At 73.1% G+C, this 15,451-nt stretch carries 14 protein-coding genes and 1 tRNA gene; 2 read left to right on the top strand and 13 right to left on the bottom strand.

Annotated elements, in window-relative coordinates; all coding sequences use genetic code 11:
• Nucleotides 1-32: 32 nt before the first annotated feature.
• Complete coding sequence (locus ACQEUU_RS35320) at nucleotides 33-962, bottom strand: MBL fold metallo-hydrolase (protein WP_433074593.1); 930 nt, start codon at nucleotides 960-962, stop codon at nucleotides 33-35.
• 166 nt (nucleotides 963-1,128) lie between these two features.
• Between ACQEUU_RS35320 and ACQEUU_RS35315 the strand changes: the two genes are divergently transcribed.
• Nucleotides 1,129-1,947, top strand: coding sequence for an NAD-dependent epimerase/dehydratase family protein (locus ACQEUU_RS35315; protein ID WP_433074590.1), 819 nt, complete (start codon nucleotides 1,129-1,131; stop codon nucleotides 1,945-1,947).
• A gap of 52 nt (nucleotides 1,948-1,999) precedes the next feature.
• Here ACQEUU_RS35315 and ACQEUU_RS35310 read toward each other — a convergent pair.
• From ACQEUU_RS35310 to nadD, 4 genes are all read right to left on the bottom strand, one after another.
• Nucleotides 2,000-2,072, bottom strand: a tRNA-Ala gene (locus tag ACQEUU_RS35310).
• Between the two features lie 109 nt (nucleotides 2,073-2,181).
• Nucleotides 2,182-2,823 carry a histidine phosphatase family protein gene (locus ACQEUU_RS35305; RefSeq protein ID WP_433074587.1) on the bottom strand — a complete coding sequence of 214 codons (642 nt, stop codon included), beginning with the start codon at nucleotides 2,821-2,823 and terminating at the stop codon, nucleotides 2,182-2,184.
• Nucleotides 2,820-3,215, bottom strand: a complete 396-nt coding sequence (gene rsfS, locus ACQEUU_RS35300; protein WP_433074584.1) for a ribosome silencing factor — start codon at nucleotides 3,213-3,215, stop codon at nucleotides 2,820-2,822. The genes ACQEUU_RS35305 and rsfS overlap by 4 nt, the downstream gene beginning before the upstream one ends.
• 89 nt (nucleotides 3,216-3,304) lie before the next feature.
• Entirely contained in the window at nucleotides 3,305-3,922 is a 618-nt protein-coding gene (nadD, locus tag ACQEUU_RS35295; RefSeq protein WP_433074581.1) for a nicotinate-nucleotide adenylyltransferase, read from the bottom strand.
• A gap of 107 nt (nucleotides 3,923-4,029) precedes the next feature.
• On the opposite strand from nadD, the gene ACQEUU_RS35290 reads away from it, so the two are divergent.
• Nucleotides 4,030-5,043 carry a M48 family metallopeptidase gene (locus tag ACQEUU_RS35290; protein WP_433074578.1) on the top strand — a complete coding sequence of 338 codons (1,014 nt, stop codon included), beginning with the start codon at nucleotides 4,030-4,032 and terminating at the stop codon, nucleotides 5,041-5,043.
• 3 nt (nucleotides 5,044-5,046) lie between these two features.
• Here ACQEUU_RS35290 and ACQEUU_RS35285 read toward each other — a convergent pair whose 3' ends face one another.
• From ACQEUU_RS35285 to ACQEUU_RS35250, 8 genes are all read right to left on the bottom strand, one after another.
• Nucleotides 5,047-7,191 (bottom strand): protein kinase domain-containing protein, encoded by a 2,145-nt coding sequence (locus ACQEUU_RS35285; protein WP_433074575.1) that lies wholly within the window; start codon nucleotides 7,189-7,191, stop codon nucleotides 5,047-5,049.
• 99 nt (nucleotides 7,192-7,290) lie between these two features.
• The gene (locus ACQEUU_RS35280) at nucleotides 7,291-7,452 is read right to left on the bottom strand and encodes a hypothetical protein (protein WP_433074572.1); all 162 of its coding nucleotides are present in this window, start codon (nucleotides 7,450-7,452) and stop codon (nucleotides 7,291-7,293) included.
• A gap of 69 nt (nucleotides 7,453-7,521) precedes the next feature.
• Nucleotides 7,522-8,799 carry a glutamate-5-semialdehyde dehydrogenase gene (locus tag ACQEUU_RS35275; protein WP_433074569.1) on the bottom strand — a complete coding sequence of 426 codons (1,278 nt, stop codon included), beginning with the start codon at nucleotides 8,797-8,799 and terminating at the stop codon, nucleotides 7,522-7,524.
• Between the two features lie 20 nt (nucleotides 8,800-8,819).
• Nucleotides 8,820-9,935 carry a glutamate 5-kinase gene (gene proB / locus ACQEUU_RS35270; protein ID WP_433074566.1) on the bottom strand — a complete coding sequence of 372 codons (1,116 nt, stop codon included), beginning with the start codon at nucleotides 9,933-9,935 and terminating at the stop codon, nucleotides 8,820-8,822.
• Between the two features lie 31 nt (nucleotides 9,936-9,966).
• A complete protein-coding gene (obgE, locus tag ACQEUU_RS35265; RefSeq protein ID WP_433074563.1) occupies nucleotides 9,967-11,319 on the bottom strand; it encodes a GTPase ObgE in 1,353 nt (450 codons plus the stop codon).
• Nucleotides 11,320-11,486: 167 nt separating this feature from the next.
• Nucleotides 11,487-11,744: a 50S ribosomal protein L27 gene (gene rpmA / locus ACQEUU_RS35260; RefSeq protein WP_068925700.1), complete on the bottom strand. Its 258-nt coding sequence runs from the start codon at nucleotides 11,742-11,744 to the stop codon at nucleotides 11,487-11,489.
• A gap of 15 nt (nucleotides 11,745-11,759) precedes the next feature.
• Nucleotides 11,760-12,062: a 50S ribosomal protein L21 gene (rplU, locus tag ACQEUU_RS35255; RefSeq protein WP_270159450.1), complete on the bottom strand. Its 303-nt coding sequence runs from the start codon at nucleotides 12,060-12,062 to the stop codon at nucleotides 11,760-11,762.
• Nucleotides 12,063-12,282: 220 nt separating this feature from the next.
• Entirely contained in the window at nucleotides 12,283-15,327 is a 3,045-nt protein-coding gene (locus ACQEUU_RS35250) for an Rne/Rng family ribonuclease (RefSeq protein WP_433074559.1), read from the bottom strand.
• Nucleotides 15,328-15,451 lie beyond the last annotated feature (124 nt).

Below are 15,451 nucleotides of genomic sequence, written 5' to 3'. Positions count from 1 at the left end.
CTCGCACCCGGCCCCGGCGTCCGGGCCGCCTGTCAGACCCGGGTCGGCAGCGGCCCGCCGTTGTACGTCATCGCGTCGGCGAAGGCGGCGAGCAGGTCCACCTCTCCCCCATCGGCCTCCGCGTACTCCCGGTGCAGGTTGAGCACCAGCCGCTCGGCGTCGTCCCACCCGGCGAACTCGCCGAGGTCGGCCTCCTGGGCCGCCGCCAGGGGCGTGAGCCCGCTCGCGCGTCCCTCCCGCGCGACGTCGAGCACGAACCGGTAGTAGCGTTCGTGCGCCGCCAGGATCCCCGGCAGCGACGCCGCGTCGGCCAGCGGCCCGTGCCCCGGCACCACGTGCTCGGCCCCGAACGCCGCCAGCCAGTCCAGCGACTCCAGCGCACCTCGTACGGACCCCATCATGACCAGCGGCGTCAGCCCGTTGAAGACCAGGTCGCCGGTGAACAGCACCCGTTCCTCCGGCAGCCACGCCACCACGTCGCCAGGCGTGTGGGCCGGGTGGCCGGGATGGCGCAGCTCGACCCGCCGCCCGCCGGCGTACACGGTCACCTCGCCGCGGATGGCCACGTCCGGGACCCGCCGGGTGACATTCCCCCAGTCGGGCACCGGCGTCCAGAACGGCGGGCAGCCGTCGATGGCGATGTCGGCCAGCAGCGCCTCCCGCATCGCCTCGTGCCCGAACAGGACGGCGCTCTCGGGAAGCAGGCTGTTGCCGTACGCGTGGTCGCCGTGCTGATGGGTGTTGACCGCCGTCCGCACCGGCGCGGCCCCGGTGGCCTCGTCCAGCGCCCCGAGGAACCGCCGGGTCCGCTGCTCGGTCGCGCACGTGTCGACCACGAACACCGCCCCGTCACCGGCGACGGCGCCGGCGTTGTTGACCCACCAGGTCCCGTCCGGCTGCACCCACGCGAACACCCCGTCCACGACCTGGTGCAACCGCGCCTCTTCGAGCCGACCGTCCATGTTCCTCCCATCGGGCCGCGCTGACGCCTCTCCTCTCCGGCGTACCACCCGGCGGCCGCGACCGCGCGCCGTTCGCCGAACCGGGCGGCGCGGATCCCGCTCGGCGGTAGCGGCCGGGGCGGCTCATGGGGCAAAGTGAAACAGCGTTTCCCTAGGAGGTCGTGACGTGCGTTATGTGATCATCGGCTGCGGCAACGTCGGCACGGAGCTGGCCCGCCGCTGGACCGCCGCGGGCCATCAGGTGACCGGGACCACCACCACGACCGGTCGGGTGGAGGAGCTCGGGGAGGTCTGCTCGGAGGTGGCGGTCCTGCGGGGCAGCGACCGAGCGGCGGTGGAGCGGGTGACCGAGGGCGCCGACGCCGTCGTCCTGACCGTGAGCCCGCGCCTGAACCGTTCGTTCGACGCGGCCCAGCGGGTCGCCGAGTACGCGGACACGCTGACCGCCAGCGCCCGCACCGCCGCCGCGGCGCACCCCCGGGTGGTCTTCACCAGCTCGGTGTCCGTGTACGGCGCGGGCACGGGCGACGTGGTGGACGAGGACACGCCCGTGACCGACGACCCGGACGCCTCGCCGCGCAACTTCGCCGAGGCGGAGACCGCCGTGCTCGCCACCGCCGGCGGCGCGGTCGTGCGCATCCCCGACGTGTACGGGCATCCGCGCGACATGGACTACCCGGCCCGGGTGAAGCTGGCCCACGAGGTGCTGGGCGGGAGCGTCCCCTTCTCCGCCGACGCGCTGCTCTACCGGATCGACTACCGGGACGCGGCCGCCGCCCTCGACTTCGTGGTCAGCCGGGAGCTCACCGGGATCTACAACGCCGTCCCCGACGGCGAGGCGCCCCGGACGAACGCGGAGGTGTTCGGCGAGATCTGCGCCGCCGGAGGGTGGCCGCCGCTGACCTTCCGCGGCGAGATCAGGACGCCGACGGTGCCGGTGAGCTCGGCCAGGCTCCGCGCCGAGGGCTTCGTCTTCGGGCACTGAGCGGTGGAGCGGGAGGGCGGCCGGTGCCGCCCTCCGAGGGTGCGGGTGAGGGTGGAGCTATGGGGATTCGAACCCCAGACCTCTTCCATGCCATGGAAGCGCGCTACCAACTGCGCCATAGCCCCTGGTCGCCGCTCGCAGGCGGGCCTCGGAGAGCATATAGCCATCTCCGCCATTCGCCTAATCACGGCGGGGCGACGGGGGGAGGGCCGCTCGCGTGAGGCGAGCGGCCGTTCACGCGGGCCGGCGCCCCTCGGCGTCGGGGCTGTCGTCGCTGCTGATGGGCTCGGGGAGGGTGCCGGCGTTGTGCTCCAGCAGCCGCCATCCCGAACGGCCCTCCTGGAGCACCGACCACGAGCAGTTGCCCAGGCCGCCGAGCGCGGACCACAGCTCCTGCGGCAGGCCGAGCAGCTCGCAGATGCCGAGCCGCAGCGCCGCGCCGTGGGAGGCCACGACCAGCAGCCCGTCGTCGTCGAGCCTGGCCGCCCAGCGGCGCATGGCGGCGGCGACCCGGGCGGCGACGTCGGTCACGGCCTCGCCGCCCGGGGCCTCCCAGGCGACGTACTCGCGCGGCCAGCGTTCGGCGATCTCCTCGCGGGTCAGGCCCTCCCACTCGCCGCCGCCGCGTTCGCGGAAGTCCTTGTCGACCACGACGTCGAGCCCGGCGACGCGGCCGAGGGCCAGGGCGGTGTCGTGGGCCCGCTGGAGGTCGGAGGACACGAGGAGGGTGGGCCGCAGCGCGGCGAGCAGGGACGCCGCCCTGGTCGCCTGCGCGACACCGGTCTCGTCGAGAGGGATGTCGGAGTGACCCTGGAAGCGGTGTTCGACGTTCCAGAGGGTCTGCCCGTGCCGGAGGCAGACGATGCGCTTGCTCAACTGCGCGCCCTTTGGATGTTGGCCTGCATGACGCTCTCCGGCAGGGGGATGGCCGGGCAGTCCTTCCACAGCCGCTCCAGGGCGTAGAAGGTGCGGTCTTCCTCGTGCTGGACGTGCACCACGATGTCCATGTAGTCGAGGAGGACCCAGCGGCCCTCGCGCTCCCCCTCACGGCGCACCGGCTTGGCGTCGGCGTGGGTGCGCAGCCTGTCCTCGATCTCGTCGACGATGGCGCGGACCTGGCGGTCGTTGTTGGCGGAGCAGAGCAGGAAGGCGTCGGTGATGACGAGCTGCTCGCTGACGTCGTAGGCGAGGATGTCGTCGGCCAGCTTGTCGGCGGCGGCTTCGGCGGCGAGGCGCACGAGCTGGACGGCTGTGTCAGATGCTGTCACGGTGCGGGTCGGTCCTCCTGTGTCGGCAACATGCCCTATATGGAGGGTACCCGTTGCGGCCGTCCTGCCCCACGGGTGGCGCGATCACTTCAGTCGTGGGCACGGTAGAGGTCACGCTTGTTGATGTACTGGACGATCCCGTCGGGCACCAGATACCAGATGGGTTCCCCCTTGGCCACCCGCTGCCTGCACTCCGACGACGAGATGGCCAGCGCCGGGATCTCCAGCAACGTCACCCGGCCCTCGGGAAGCCCGGGGTCGTGCAGGTGGTGGCCCGGCCGGGTGCATCCGACGAAGTGGGCGAGCTGGAACAGCTCGTCGGCGTTCTGCCAGCCGAGGATCGCGCCGAGCGCGTCGGCGCCGGTGATGAAGTACAGATCCACCTGCGGCCCGTATATCTGGGAGATGTCGCGCAGGGTGTCGATGGTGAAGGTCGGCCCGGGGCGGTCGATGTCGACCCTGCTGACGGAGAAGCGCGGATTGGACGCGGTCGCGATGACGGTCATCAGATAGCGGTCCTCGGCCGCGGACACCTCGCGCTCGGACTTCTGGTACGGCCGTCCCGTGGGCACGAACACGACCTCGTCCAGCTCGAAATGGTGGGCCACCTCACTGGCCGCGACCAGGTGACCGTGGTGGATCGGGTCGAAGGTCCCGCCCATGACTCCCACGCGTCGCTTCCCCTGCATACCAGGCGCGTTCATCATGAAACGGACCTTACGCGGCAGCCCTCGCCCGACATCACGGCACCCCCCGCGCGACCCCCCGCACGATGACCGCGCACCGCCCCCGTTGCGGACGTAGCATGCCGGGCATGACGACCACCCCGGACCGCAGCCGCGTCCAACTACCCGGCATCTCGTCCCGTGCCTACGAACACCCCGCAGACCGGTCGGCCCTGGTCGCTCTGCGCAAGTTGAGCGGGTTCGACACGGTTCTCAAGCAGATGTCCGGCCTAGTCAGCGAGCGGCGCCTGCGGCTCATGTACCTCGCCTCGGCCGTGCGCGTGAGCGAGACCCAGTTCCGCTCCCTCTACGACATGGGCCGCGACGCCGCCTACGTCCTCGACCTGCACCGCATCCCGGAGATCTACGTCCAGCAGGACCCGCAGGTCCAGGCCAAGGCCATCGGCTTCGACGACCCGTTCATCGTCGTCACCACCGGCCTGCTCAACCTCATGAACGAGGAGGAGCAGCGCTTCGTCATCGGCCACGAGACGTCCCACATCCTGTCGGGCCACGCCGTCTACCGCACCATGCTCGACATCCTCACCCGGCTGGCGGCCCGCGTCGCCTGGATCCCGCTCGGCTACATCGGCCTGCGCGCGATCGTGGCCGGCCTGGAGGAGTGGTACCGCAAGTCGGAGCTCTCCTCCGACCGCGGCGGCCTGCTCACCGGACAGAACCCGGAGGCGGCCAAGCGCGCGCTGATGAAGCTCGCCGGCGGCGACTACACGCACGAGATGAACATCGAGGCGTTCCTGGCGCAGTACGCCGAGTACGACACGGCGGGCGACCTGCGCGACGGCTTCCTCAAGGTGCTCAACCTGCTCGGCACCACCCACCCGTTCGCCGTGGTGCGCGTCGCCGAGCTCGACAAGTGGCAGCGCAGCGGCGAGTACGACCGCATCATCGGCGGCGACTACCCCCGCCGCGAGGACGACGCCAACGCCCGCGTCAGCGAGGAGGTCAGGGCCGCCGCCGAGTCCTACCGCCGGTCCTGGTCGGAGTCCCAGGACCCGTTCATCGGCGTGCTGCGCGACGTGGCCGAGGGCGCGGTCAACGCCGGCGAGCGGATCTTCAACCGGTTCGCGCGCCGCGACGGCTGACCGTCACAGCAGCAGGGCGATCGCGCGCACGGCAGCCGCGCACAGGGCGACGAACCCGCCCAGCACGGCCAGTGCGCGCAGCCCTTCCCTGCGCAGGTCGGGCAGCCGGGCGCCGACCCGCTCGATCTCGCGCCCGGTGATACCACCGCACAGCATGCCGAACACCACGGCGGCGGCGGTGACCGGAGCGGGCTGCTGCCACCAGGTCGCGGTGTCGATCTGATCACCGCCGGTGAGCCACAGCGCGCCACCGGCCGCGACGACGACGGGCGCCCCCGGCCAGACGGCGGCGCTCACCAGCGCCCCGGTCAGCGCGAACGGGAACGTGACCGTCCGCACCACGGCCCGCAGCCACCCTTCCGCGCGGTTGCGGACCAGGTAGTGGCTCATCCACAGCGCCCTGGTCAGCACCACCAACGCGGCCGTGATGACGATGGACGCGATCGGCCACATCACCGACGCCACCACGCACGGCACCGCCAGGACGGCGAGCAGCAGCAGCGCCGTGTTGCCCGCCGGCAGCGTGGTCGCCCCGTCGGCCCTGCTCGCGGCGCCCTTGGCGGTCCTGGCCGCGCCGGCCGCCCTGGTGCGGACCCGCGCCGCGGTCTGCGCCCTGGCCCGCACCGCCCCCTCACCGCGCCCGCGCCCTGCCGCCCCTTCCGCGACTCTCCCGCGCACCGCGCCCTCACCGCGCCCGCGCCCTGCCGCGCTTTCCGCGGCCCTTCCGCGTCCGGTGCTGCCCCGCCCGGCGGGGCCGCCGGTCCCGGCCGCCGCCGCGACGTCGCCGCGCCCGCGCCCTGCCGTCCCTTCGCCCCGCGCGCGGCCCGTCGCCTCGTCTCCCGCCCGTCCGCGCGGCGCGGGCACCTCTCCGGCGCGTCCCCGCGCGCCCTCACCCCGCGACGCGGGCTCAGCCGTACGGGACCGCGGCGGCACACTGTCACCCGGCCGCCCGCGCACACCCTCACCCCGCGACACCGCCCCCTCTCCGGTACGGGACCGCGGCGGCACACTGTCACCCGGCCGCCCGCGCACACCCTCACCCCGCGACGCCACCCCCTCACCCGTACGGGACCGCGGCGGCACGCCGTCATTCGACCGCCCGCGCGCACCCTCACCCCGCGACGCCACTCCCTCACCCGTACGGGACCGAGCCGGGGCACCGTCACCCGGCCGCCCGCGCGGCGCGGGCACCTCTCCGGCGCGCCCACGCGCCCCCTCGGCGGCGCGGGAGCGCGGCGGCGGCGTGTCGCCCGCCCGGCCGCGCCCCGGCTCGGAGGCGCGGCCACGGGGCGCGGAAACGCCGCCGTCGGCGCGCGCGTCGTCGACCGGCTCACCGCCGTCAGGGTCGCCGAACCCGTTCGCCTTGGCCAGCCGCGCCAGCCGGTCCGCGAGCAGCGCCGCCGTGGGCCGCTTGCCCGGCTCCCGGTGCAGCGCGGCCCGCACCAGCGGCAGCAGCTCCACCGGCACGCCCTTGAGGTCGGCCTGCCCGTTGAGCACCGCGTACATCTGCGCCTCGGCGGTCCCCCGCCCGAAGGCGGGCCGCCCGGTCGCCGCGAACGCCACTGTCGCCGCCCAGGCGTGCACGTCGGCCGGTGAGTCCACCTGCTCGTCGGCGAAGATCTCGGGGGCGGTGTAGCCGGGGGTGCCGAGGAAGGTGCCGGTCATGGTGAGGCGGGTGGCGTCGTGCACCTGGGCGATGCCGAAGTCGATGAGCACCGGCCCGGCGGCGCCCATGATGATGTTGCCCGGCTTGAGGTCGCGGTGCACCACCCCGGCGGCGTGGATGATGGACAGCGCGACGGCGATGCCCTGGGCGAGCATCACCAGCTCCGCCAGGTCGAGCGCGCCGTCCTGGCGGACCCGTTCCAGCAGGGTGGCGCCCTCGATGTGCTCCATGACCAGGTAGGGGCGGTCACAGGACAGGTCGGCGTCGAGCACCCGCGCCACGTACGGGCTCTCCACCCGGCGCAGGGCCCGCACCTCGCGTTCGAGCCGGACGCGGGCGGAGTCGTCCTCGGTCAGGTCGTGCAGGACCTTGACCGCGACGCGGTCGCCACGGCGGGCGCTGGCGAGGTAGACCTCGCCCATACCGCCCCGGCCGAGCCGCTCGAGCAAGGTGTACGGCCCGACCTTGCCGAGCTTGCTCACCGTCCCTCCCCGCTCGGCGCGCCCATAAGGGACACAACCCTAGCGCTGTGACCCCTGTCGACGCCTGAGGCACGCCGAACAATTATCCGGATGGTGTGTTCACGACAGCAGCTGGTCGAGCTCCGCCCGGGAGTGGTGACGCAGGTGCTTGCGTCCCTTCCTGCGCCAGTTGACGTGGCCGCGGCGCTCCAGCCAGAGCATCAGCCGGTCGGCGCCGAACAGCACGCCGGCCACGAACGCGAGTGCGATCACGATCTCCATGAGCGCCAGTCAAGGCGGCCCACGACGGGCCCGGGCGGCCGACACGCCGCCCGCGACCCGATCCCGTCACTATCCTGACCCGGCGATGACCGTGCCCTCGGCGGTGCGCAGGTGGCCCTCGCCGGTGTAGACCCACTTGGTGGAGGTCAGCTCGGGCAGGCCCATCGGGCCGCGCGCGTGCAGCTTCTGCGTGGAGATGCCGATCTCCGCGCCGAACCCGAACTCGCCGCCGTCGGTGAAGCGGGTGGAGGCGTTGACCGCCACCGCCGCCGAGTCGACCAGCGCCACGAACCGCCGGGCCGCCCGCTGGGACCGGGTCACGATGGCGTCGGTGTGGCCGGACCCGTAGCGCCGGATGTGGGCCACGGCGTCCTCCAGCGAGTCGACGACCGCCGCGGCGATGTCGAGCGAGAGGTACTCGGCGGTGAAGTCGTCCTCGGTCGCGGGCACCACCTCGCCGTAACGGGCCACCCGCTCGTCGCCGTGGACGGTCACCCCGGCCGCCCGCAGCGCCTCCAGCGCCCTGGGCACGAACGCGTCGGCCGCGTCGGCGTGCACCAGGAACGTCTCCGCCGCGTTGCACACCGACGGCCGCTGCGCCTTGGCGTTGACCAGGATCTCCACGGCCAGGCCGAGGTCGGCGTCCGCGTCGACGTACACGTGGCAGTTGCCCACCCCGGTCTCGATGACCGGCACCGTGGACTCCTCCACCACGGAGTTGATCAGCGACGCGCCCCCGCGCGGGATGAGCACGTCGACCAGCCCGCGGGCGCGCATCAGCTCCTTGACCGAGTCGCGGGTGAGTCCCGGCACGAGCTGCACGGCCCCGGACGGCACCTCGGTGGCGGCCAGCGCCTCCTGCATCACCCGCACCAGGGCGGTGTTGGAGTGGTAGGCGCTGGAGGAGCCGCGCAGCAGCACCGCGTTGCCGCTCTTGAGGCAGAGCGCGGCGGCGTCGACGGTGACGTTGGGCCGGCCCTCGTAGATGATGCCGATGACGCCGAGCGGCACCCTGAGCTGGCGCAGCTCCAGCCCGTTGGGCAGGGTGGAGCCGCGCACCACCTCGCCCACCGGGTCGGGCAGGTCGGCGACCTGGCGCACCGCCTCGGCGATGGCGGCCACCCGCCCGGCGTCCAGGCGCAGCCGGTCGATCATGGCGTCGGCGGTGCCCCGCGTCCTGGCCTGCTCGACGTCCTGGGCGTTGGCCTCGACGATCTCGGCGGCGTGGGCGACCAGGGCGTCGGCGACGGCGCGCAGGGCCCGATCCTTCGGCGCCCGCGGCAGGGGGGCCAGCTCGGCGGCGGCCTCTCGCGCCGCGTGGGCGACCTTCAGGAACTCTTCGGACATCACGTGCTCCTCGTCGCGGATCAGGTGTGGGACTCCAGTATGACGATGTCGTCACGGTGGATCAGTTCGCGTTCGTACTCCGGGCCGAGCTCGCTGGCCAGCTCACGGGTCGAGCGCCCGAGCAGGTCGGGGATCTCCCCCGCGTCGAAGTTGACCAGCCCGCGCGCCACCACCCGGCCGCGCGGTCCGCACAGGTCGACGGGGTCGCCCGCGGCGAACTCGCCCTCGACGGACGTCACCCCGGCGGGGAGCAGCGACTTGCGCCGGGTGACGACGGCCTCGACGGCGCCGGCGTCCAGGTGGAGCCGGCCGCGCCCGGTGGTGGCGTGGGCCAGCCACAGCAGGCGGGTGCCGGGATGGCGGCCCTGGGGGTGGAAGAAGGTGCCGACGTCGTCCCCGGCCAGCGCGTGCGCGGCGTGGGCGGCGGCGGTCAACACGACCGGCACCCCCGCGCCGGTGGCGATCCTGGCCGCCTGGACCTTCGTGATCATGCCGCCGGTGCCGACCGCGCCGCCCCTGCCGAGCTGGACGCCGACCAGGTCCTCCGGCCCGCGGATCTCGGCGAGCCGGCGCGCCCCCGGACTGCTGGGCGGGCCGTCGTAGAGCGCGTCCACGTCCGACAGCAGGATGAGCGCGTCGGCCCGGATGAGGTGGCTGACCAGCGCGGCCAGCCGGTCGTTGTCGCCGAAGCGGATCTCGTCGGTGGCGACGGTGTCGTTCTCGTTGACGATGGGCACGATGCCCAGCTCCAGCAGCCGGTCGAGGGTGCGCTGGGCGTTGACGTGGTGGGTGCGCCGCATCATGTCGTCGGCGGTCAGCAGGACCTGGCCGACGCGCAGCCCGTAGCGGGCGAAGGAGGAGGTGTAGCGGGCGACCAGCACGCCCTGCCCGACGGAGGCCGCCGCCTGCTGCGTGGCCAGGTCGCGCGGCCTGGCGGGCAGCCCCAGCGGGCCCAGGCCCGCCGCGATGGCGCCCGAGGACACCAGCACGATCTGGGTGCCGCCCCGGCGGCGCGCGGCGAGCACGTCCACGAGCGCGTCGACCCGGTCCACGTCGATCGTGCCCTGCGGCGTCGTCAGCGACGACGAGCCCACCTTGACGACGACCTTCGACGCTGAGCAGATCTGTTCCCGCACGTCCAAACCCTATCCGAGCCCGCGGAACGGTTCATCCGAGACGGCTGTCGGTGCCGCGCGGCCCCTGACGGACCGCCTCGGCGTTGAGCGTCGGCTGCCAGTCGAAGACGTAGCCGCCCTCCATCGGCCCGATCACCACCTCGGCCCCGGCCTTGGCGCCGGCCTTGGCGAGCTCTTCCTCCACGCCGAGCCGCTCCAGCCGGTCGGCCAGGTAGCCGACGGCCTCGTCGTTGGTGAAGTCGGTCTGCCTGATCCACCGCTCGGGCTTCTCGCCCGTCACCTGGAACAGGTCGTCGTTGACCCTGCGGACCTTGAACCCGGCCTCGCCGAACTGCCTGGGCCTGATGACGAGCCTGGTCGGCTCCTCGACGGGCTTGGCGGCGCGGGCGGCCGCCACCCACTCGCCCATCGCGTACGTGAGCTCGCGCAGCCCCTCGTGGGTCGCCGCCGACACGGTGAACACCTGCAGCCCGCGCTCCTCGAAGTCGGGGCGTACGAGGTCGGCCAGGTCGCGGGCGTCGGGCACGTCGGCCTTGTTGAGCACGACCATGCGCGGGCGGCCCTCCAGCTTGCCGTAGGCGTGCAGCTCCGCCTCGATCACCTCGTAGTCGGTGACGGGGTCGCGGCCCGGCTCCATCGTGGCGCAGTCGATGACGTGCACGAGCATGTCGCACCGCTCGACGTGGCGCAGGAACTCGTGGCCGAGCCCCTTGCCCTCGGACGCGCCGGGGATCAGACCGGGCACGTCGGCCACGGTGAACACGGTGTCGCCCGCGGTGACCACGCCCAGGTTGGGGATGAGCGTGGTGAACGGATAGTCGGCGATCTTCGGCTTGGCCGCGCTGAGCGCGGCGATCAGCGACGACTTGCCGGCGCTGGGGAAGCCGACCAGCGCCACGTCGGCGACGCTCTTCAGCTCCAGCATCACGTCCAGCGCGTCGCCCGGCTCACCGAGCAGCGCGAACCCCGGCGCCTTGCGCCTGGTGCTGGCCAGCGCCGCGTTGCCGAGCCCGCCGTGCCCGCCGGCGGCGATCACGTAGCGGGTGCCGGCGCCGATGAGGTCGATGAGCACCTCGCCCGTCGCGGCGTCCTTGACCACGGTGCCGTTCGGCACGGGCAGCACCACGTCCGCCCCGTTGGCGCCGTCGCGGTTGGAGCCCTGCCCCTGCTTGCCGTTGTCGGCCTTGCGGTGCGGGCGGCGATGGTAGTCGAGCAGGGTGGCGGTGTTGGGATCCACTTCGAGGATCACGTCGCCGCCGCGCCCGCCGTTGCCCCCGTCGGGGCCGCCGAGCGGCTTGAACTTCTCCCGGTGGATGGAGGCGCAGCCGTTCCCCCCGTCACCGGCCCTGACATGCAGGATCACCTGGTCCACGAAGTCCGGCATTCAGCTCTTCTCCTCCACAGGCCCGCTCACGGGCACTTCATCGAACTCCGGCCCTCGCGGACCGCCCTCCCGCCACGGCCGTCCAGCGGCGGGAAGGTCTCGTACAACGGACAAGGGGTGGATCGGCAGGCGATCCACCCCTTGTCACAACCCGTTTCGCCGGAGATTTACTCCGCGACGGGGACGATGCTCACGGCGCGGCGGCCGCGCTTGGTGCCGAACTGCACGTGACCGGCGGTCAGCGCGAACAGCGTGTCGTCGCCGCCCCGGCCCACGTTGTCACCGGGGTGGAAGTGGGTGCCGCGCTGACGGACGATGATCTCGCCGGCGTTGACCAGCTGGCCGCCGAAGCGCTTGACGCCCAGGCGCTGGGCGTTGGAGTCGCGGCCGTTGCGGGTGGACGACGCGCCCTTCTTGTGTGCCATCTCTCAAACTCCCGATCAGGCCTGGTCGATACCGGTGATCTTCACCTGGGTGTACCGCTGACGGTGACCCTGGCGCTTCTTGTAACCGGTCTTGTTCTTGTACTTGAGAATGCGGATCTTGGGACCCTTGGTCTCACCGAGGATCTCGGCGCTGACCGTGAACCGGCCCGCCTCCGTGGTCACATCGCCGTCGTTGACGACGAGCACCGTCGGCAGCGAAACCGAAGAGCCGACCTCGCCGGCGACCTTGTCCACCTCGAGGACGTCACCGACGGAGACCTTCTGCTGCCTGCCGCCGCAACGAACGATCGCGTACACCGCGGAACCCTTCTACTGACTAGCTGTTGTCGATGCACCGGCCGCCCCGAGGGGACGACCACTGACTCCGAATGCTGCGCCCGACATCCGGCTCATCCGAACCCGACGAACCGAGGGGCGCGCCAACAGGGCACGCCACCTGACGCACCGATCCACAAGGGTACCGGATGATCCGTGCCCCTGGCGAACCGGACGATTCATCGGATCGCCCGCCGAGCGGTCACTCGGCGGACTTGGCTCGGCGGGAGCGTCGCCGCCCCCTGCCGGAAGATTGGCCGGCCTGGTCGTCCTCCTGCGGGACGTCGTCGAGCGCACCGGTCACCGTATCACGGTTCGTCGCGTCCTTCGCGGCGGAGACCTTGTCGGTGACGGCCTTCTCGACCGCCATCTTGCCCTGCGTGCCGCGCGGCTCCGGCTTGCCCTCGACCGGCTCGGTGGAGACGATCAGGCCGCGCCCGTTGCAGCACTCGCACGGCGTCGAGAACGCCTCCAGCAGGCCCTGACCGACCCGCTTGCGGGTCATCTGCACCAGCCCCAGGGAGGTCACCTCGGCCACCTGGTGCTTGGTCCGGTCGCGGGCCAGGCACTCCAGCATGCGCCGCAGCACCAGGTCGCGGTTGGACTCCAGCACCATGTCGATGAAGTCGATGACGATGATGCCGCCGATGTCGCGCAACCGGAGCTGGCGCACGATCTCCTCGGCCGCCTCCAGGTTGTTGCGGGTGACGGTCTCCTCCAGGTTGCCGCCCTGGCCGGTGAACTTGCCGGTGTTGACGTCGACGACCGTCATCGCCTCGGTCCGGTCGATCACCAGCGAGCCGCCGCTCGGCAGCCACACCTTGCGCTCCATGGCCTTGCCGAGCTGCTCGTCGATCCGGTACGACGCGAACACGTCGCCCTGGTCGCCGTCCCACTTCGTCAGCCGCTCGGTCAGGTGCGGGGCGACGTACTTGACGTACTCGTCGACCGTCTCCCAGGCATCGCCACCCTGCACGACCAGCGAGCTGAAGTCCTCGTTGAAGACGTCGCGCACCACCCGGATGGTCAGGTCGGGCTCGGCCGACAGCAGCTCGGGCGGGCTGGCCGACTTGGCCTTCTTCTGGATGTTCTCCCACTGCGCCGACAGGCGGGCCACGTCGCGGGCCAGCTCCTCCTCCGAGGCGCCCTCGGCGGCGGTGCGCACGATCACCCCGGCGTTCTCCGGCATGACCTTCTTCAGGATGCTCTTGAGCCGGGTGCGCTCCTTGTCGGGAAGCTTGCGGCTGATGCCGGTCATCGACCCGTCCGGGACGTACACCAGGTAGCGGCCGGGCAGGCTGATCTGCGAGGTCAGCCGGGCGCCCTTGTGGCCGATCGGGTCCTTGGTGACCTGCACCAGCACCGACTGGCCCGACTTCAGCGCCGACTCGATCCGCTTGGGCTGCCCCTCCATGCCGGCGGTGTCGAAGTTGACCTCGCCCGCGTACAGCACGGCGTTGCGGCCCTTGCCGATGTCGACGAACGCCGCCTCCATCGACGGCAGCACGTTCTGCACCTTGCCGAGGTAGACGTTGCCGACGTAGGACTGGCTGGCCTCGCGGTTGACGTAGTGCTCGACGAGGACGCCGTCCTCCAGCACCGCGATCTGCGTGCGGTCGCCCTGGCGGCGCACCACCATCATCCGGTCGACGGACTCGCGGCGGGCCAGGAACTCCGACTCGGTGATGATCGGCGGACGCCTGCGGCCCAGCTCGCGGCCCTCGCGCCGGCGCTGCTTCTTGGCTTCGAGCCGGGTGGAGCCGCGCACGCTCTGCACGCCGTCGGCGGAGGTGTCGTGGGCGGCGGCCCTGCCGGAGCGGGGCGCGCGGATGCGCACCACCGTGTTCGGCGGGTCGTCGGGCGTCGGCTCGGGGGCGTCTTCGTCGGCGCCGCGACGGCGGCGGCGACGGCGGCGGCGCGAGGTGGAGGAGGACTCGTCCTCCTGCGACTCCTCGGCCTGCCCTTCCTCCTCGCCGTCCTCGTCGGACTCGTCCTGGTCGTCGCCCTCGTCGCCGTCCTCGTTCTCGTCACGCTCGCGCGCCTTGCCGCGCCCGCGCCCGCCGCGCCTGCGGCGACGGCGCCGGCCGCCGGGCTCCTCCTGCTCGTCGGAGGCGTCGGCGTCGTCCTCGGCGCTCTCCACGACGATCTCGTCGTCCGCCTCGTCCGCCTCGTCCGCGGCCTCCGCCACGGGCTCAGGCTCGACCGGCCGTACGGGCTGCGCCTGCGCCGGGTCGGGCGCCTGGAACAGCGGCGCGAAGATGGCCGCCGGGCGGCGGAAGGCGGTGCCCGCGGCGTCGCCCCCGCGGCGGGCGCTCAGCCCGAACGGGTCGGCCAGCAGGTTGACCTTGATGTCGTCCTCGTCGAGGTCCTCCCCGGCGGGCTCGTCGTCGAGCGGCTCGTCCTCGGGCAGGATCTCCAGGATCTCCTCCTGCTCGTCGGCGGAACCGTCGCGCCCGGCCGCGGCCTCTCCCGCCCCGGCGGCCACCTGCGCGGCCACGGCCCGGTCGGGGGCGGCGGGCGCGACCGCGCCCTCCGTCCCGGTGGCGGGCTGCCCGGCCTCGCTCTCCTCCGCCTTCTTACGGGACCGCCGCCGCTTGGCGGGCGCCTCCGGCTCGGCGGGGGCCGGCGACCCGGCCGCCTCCGCCGTGCCCGGGGCGGCGACGGCCGCCGCTCCGGCGCCGTCACGTGCCGCCTCGGCCGTTTCCAGGGTCCCGTCGGCCCCGGAAGCCGCGCCCGCCGTTTCGGGAGCCCTCTTCTGGGACTCGGACACTCCGGGAACGCCGGAGGCCGCGTCCGGGGCACCCGGGGCCTCGGAGGCACCGGGCACGCCTGCGGTCCCCGGGGCCTCGGAGACGCCGGTCTCCGCCTCCTCGGCGGTCTTCTTGCGTCGGCGGGACGTCGTGGCGGCCGACCGGGTCCGCGTGGCGCGCTTCGGCTTGGCCTCCTCGACGGCGACGGCCGCCGCCTCCTCTGCCGGGCTCACCGGAGCCGCGGCGAGGACGGACTCGTCAGGCTCGCCGGCCGCGCGCTGCGCCGCCACGGTGGGCAGCGACCGCCCCTCCGTCACCGACGGCGCGGCCTGCGCCGCCACGACGGTGACCGGGGCGGACGGCCCGTTCTCCGGGATCTCCGGCGGGGGACCCGCCGGCCTCTTGGCAGCGCCGCGGCGCCTGGTCACCCGGGTCTGTTCTGTTGTCTCCCCGTCAGGGCCGTTGGCCCCGGCGTTGGGCTCGTTCTCGTCGAGCATGCGGGCGCTCTCCCGTCAGCCCCCGGGCGCGTCGCCGCGCCGCACGGGAGCTCTCGTGTCTCGTTGTCCGCCACACCCGGAGGCGTGGCGCCAAGTCCTGTCTGCCGGTCACGCCCCGTGGGGC

The sequence above is a fragment of the Nonomuraea sp. CA-218870 genome, from assembly GCF_050936535.1.
In the GTDB taxonomy this organism is placed as follows: Bacteria; Actinomycetota; Actinomycetes; order Streptosporangiales; family Streptosporangiaceae; genus Nonomuraea; species Nonomuraea corallina.
Note: the sequence above shows the minus strand (reverse complement) of the source record. Positions and strands in the feature narration are given on the sequence as shown.

What these genes read in the sequence shown, in the direction of transcription:
- ACQEUU_RS35290 (WP_433074578.1), top strand. Translation starts at nt 4,030, where the DNA reads ATGACGACCACCCCGGACCGCAGCCGCGTCCAACTACCCGGCATCTCG.
- ACQEUU_RS35280 (WP_433074572.1), bottom strand. Translation starts at nt 7,452, where the DNA reads ATGGAGATCGTGATCGCACTCGCGTTCGTGGCCGGCGTGCTGTTCGGC.
- ACQEUU_RS35275 (WP_433074569.1), bottom strand. Translation starts at nt 8,799, where the DNA reads ATGTCCGAAGAGTTCCTGAAGGTCGCCCACGCGGCGCGAGAGGCCGCC.
- ACQEUU_RS35250 (WP_433074559.1), bottom strand. Translation starts at nt 15,327, where the DNA reads ATGCTCGACGAGAACGAGCCCAACGCCGGGGCCAACGGCCCTGACGGG.
- rpmA (WP_068925700.1), bottom strand. Translation starts at nt 11,744, where the DNA reads ATGGCACACAAGAAGGGCGCGTCGTCCACCCGCAACGGCCGCGACTCC.
- obgE (WP_433074563.1), bottom strand. Translation starts at nt 11,319, where the DNA reads ATGCCGGACTTCGTGGACCAGGTGATCCTGCATGTCAGGGCCGGTGAC.
- ACQEUU_RS35320 (WP_433074593.1), bottom strand. Translation starts at nt 962, where the DNA reads ATGGACGGTCGGCTCGAAGAGGCGCGGTTGCACCAGGTCGTGGACGGG.
- nadD (WP_433074581.1), bottom strand. Translation starts at nt 3,922, where the DNA reads ATGATGAACGCGCCTGGTATGCAGGGGAAGCGACGCGTGGGAGTCATG.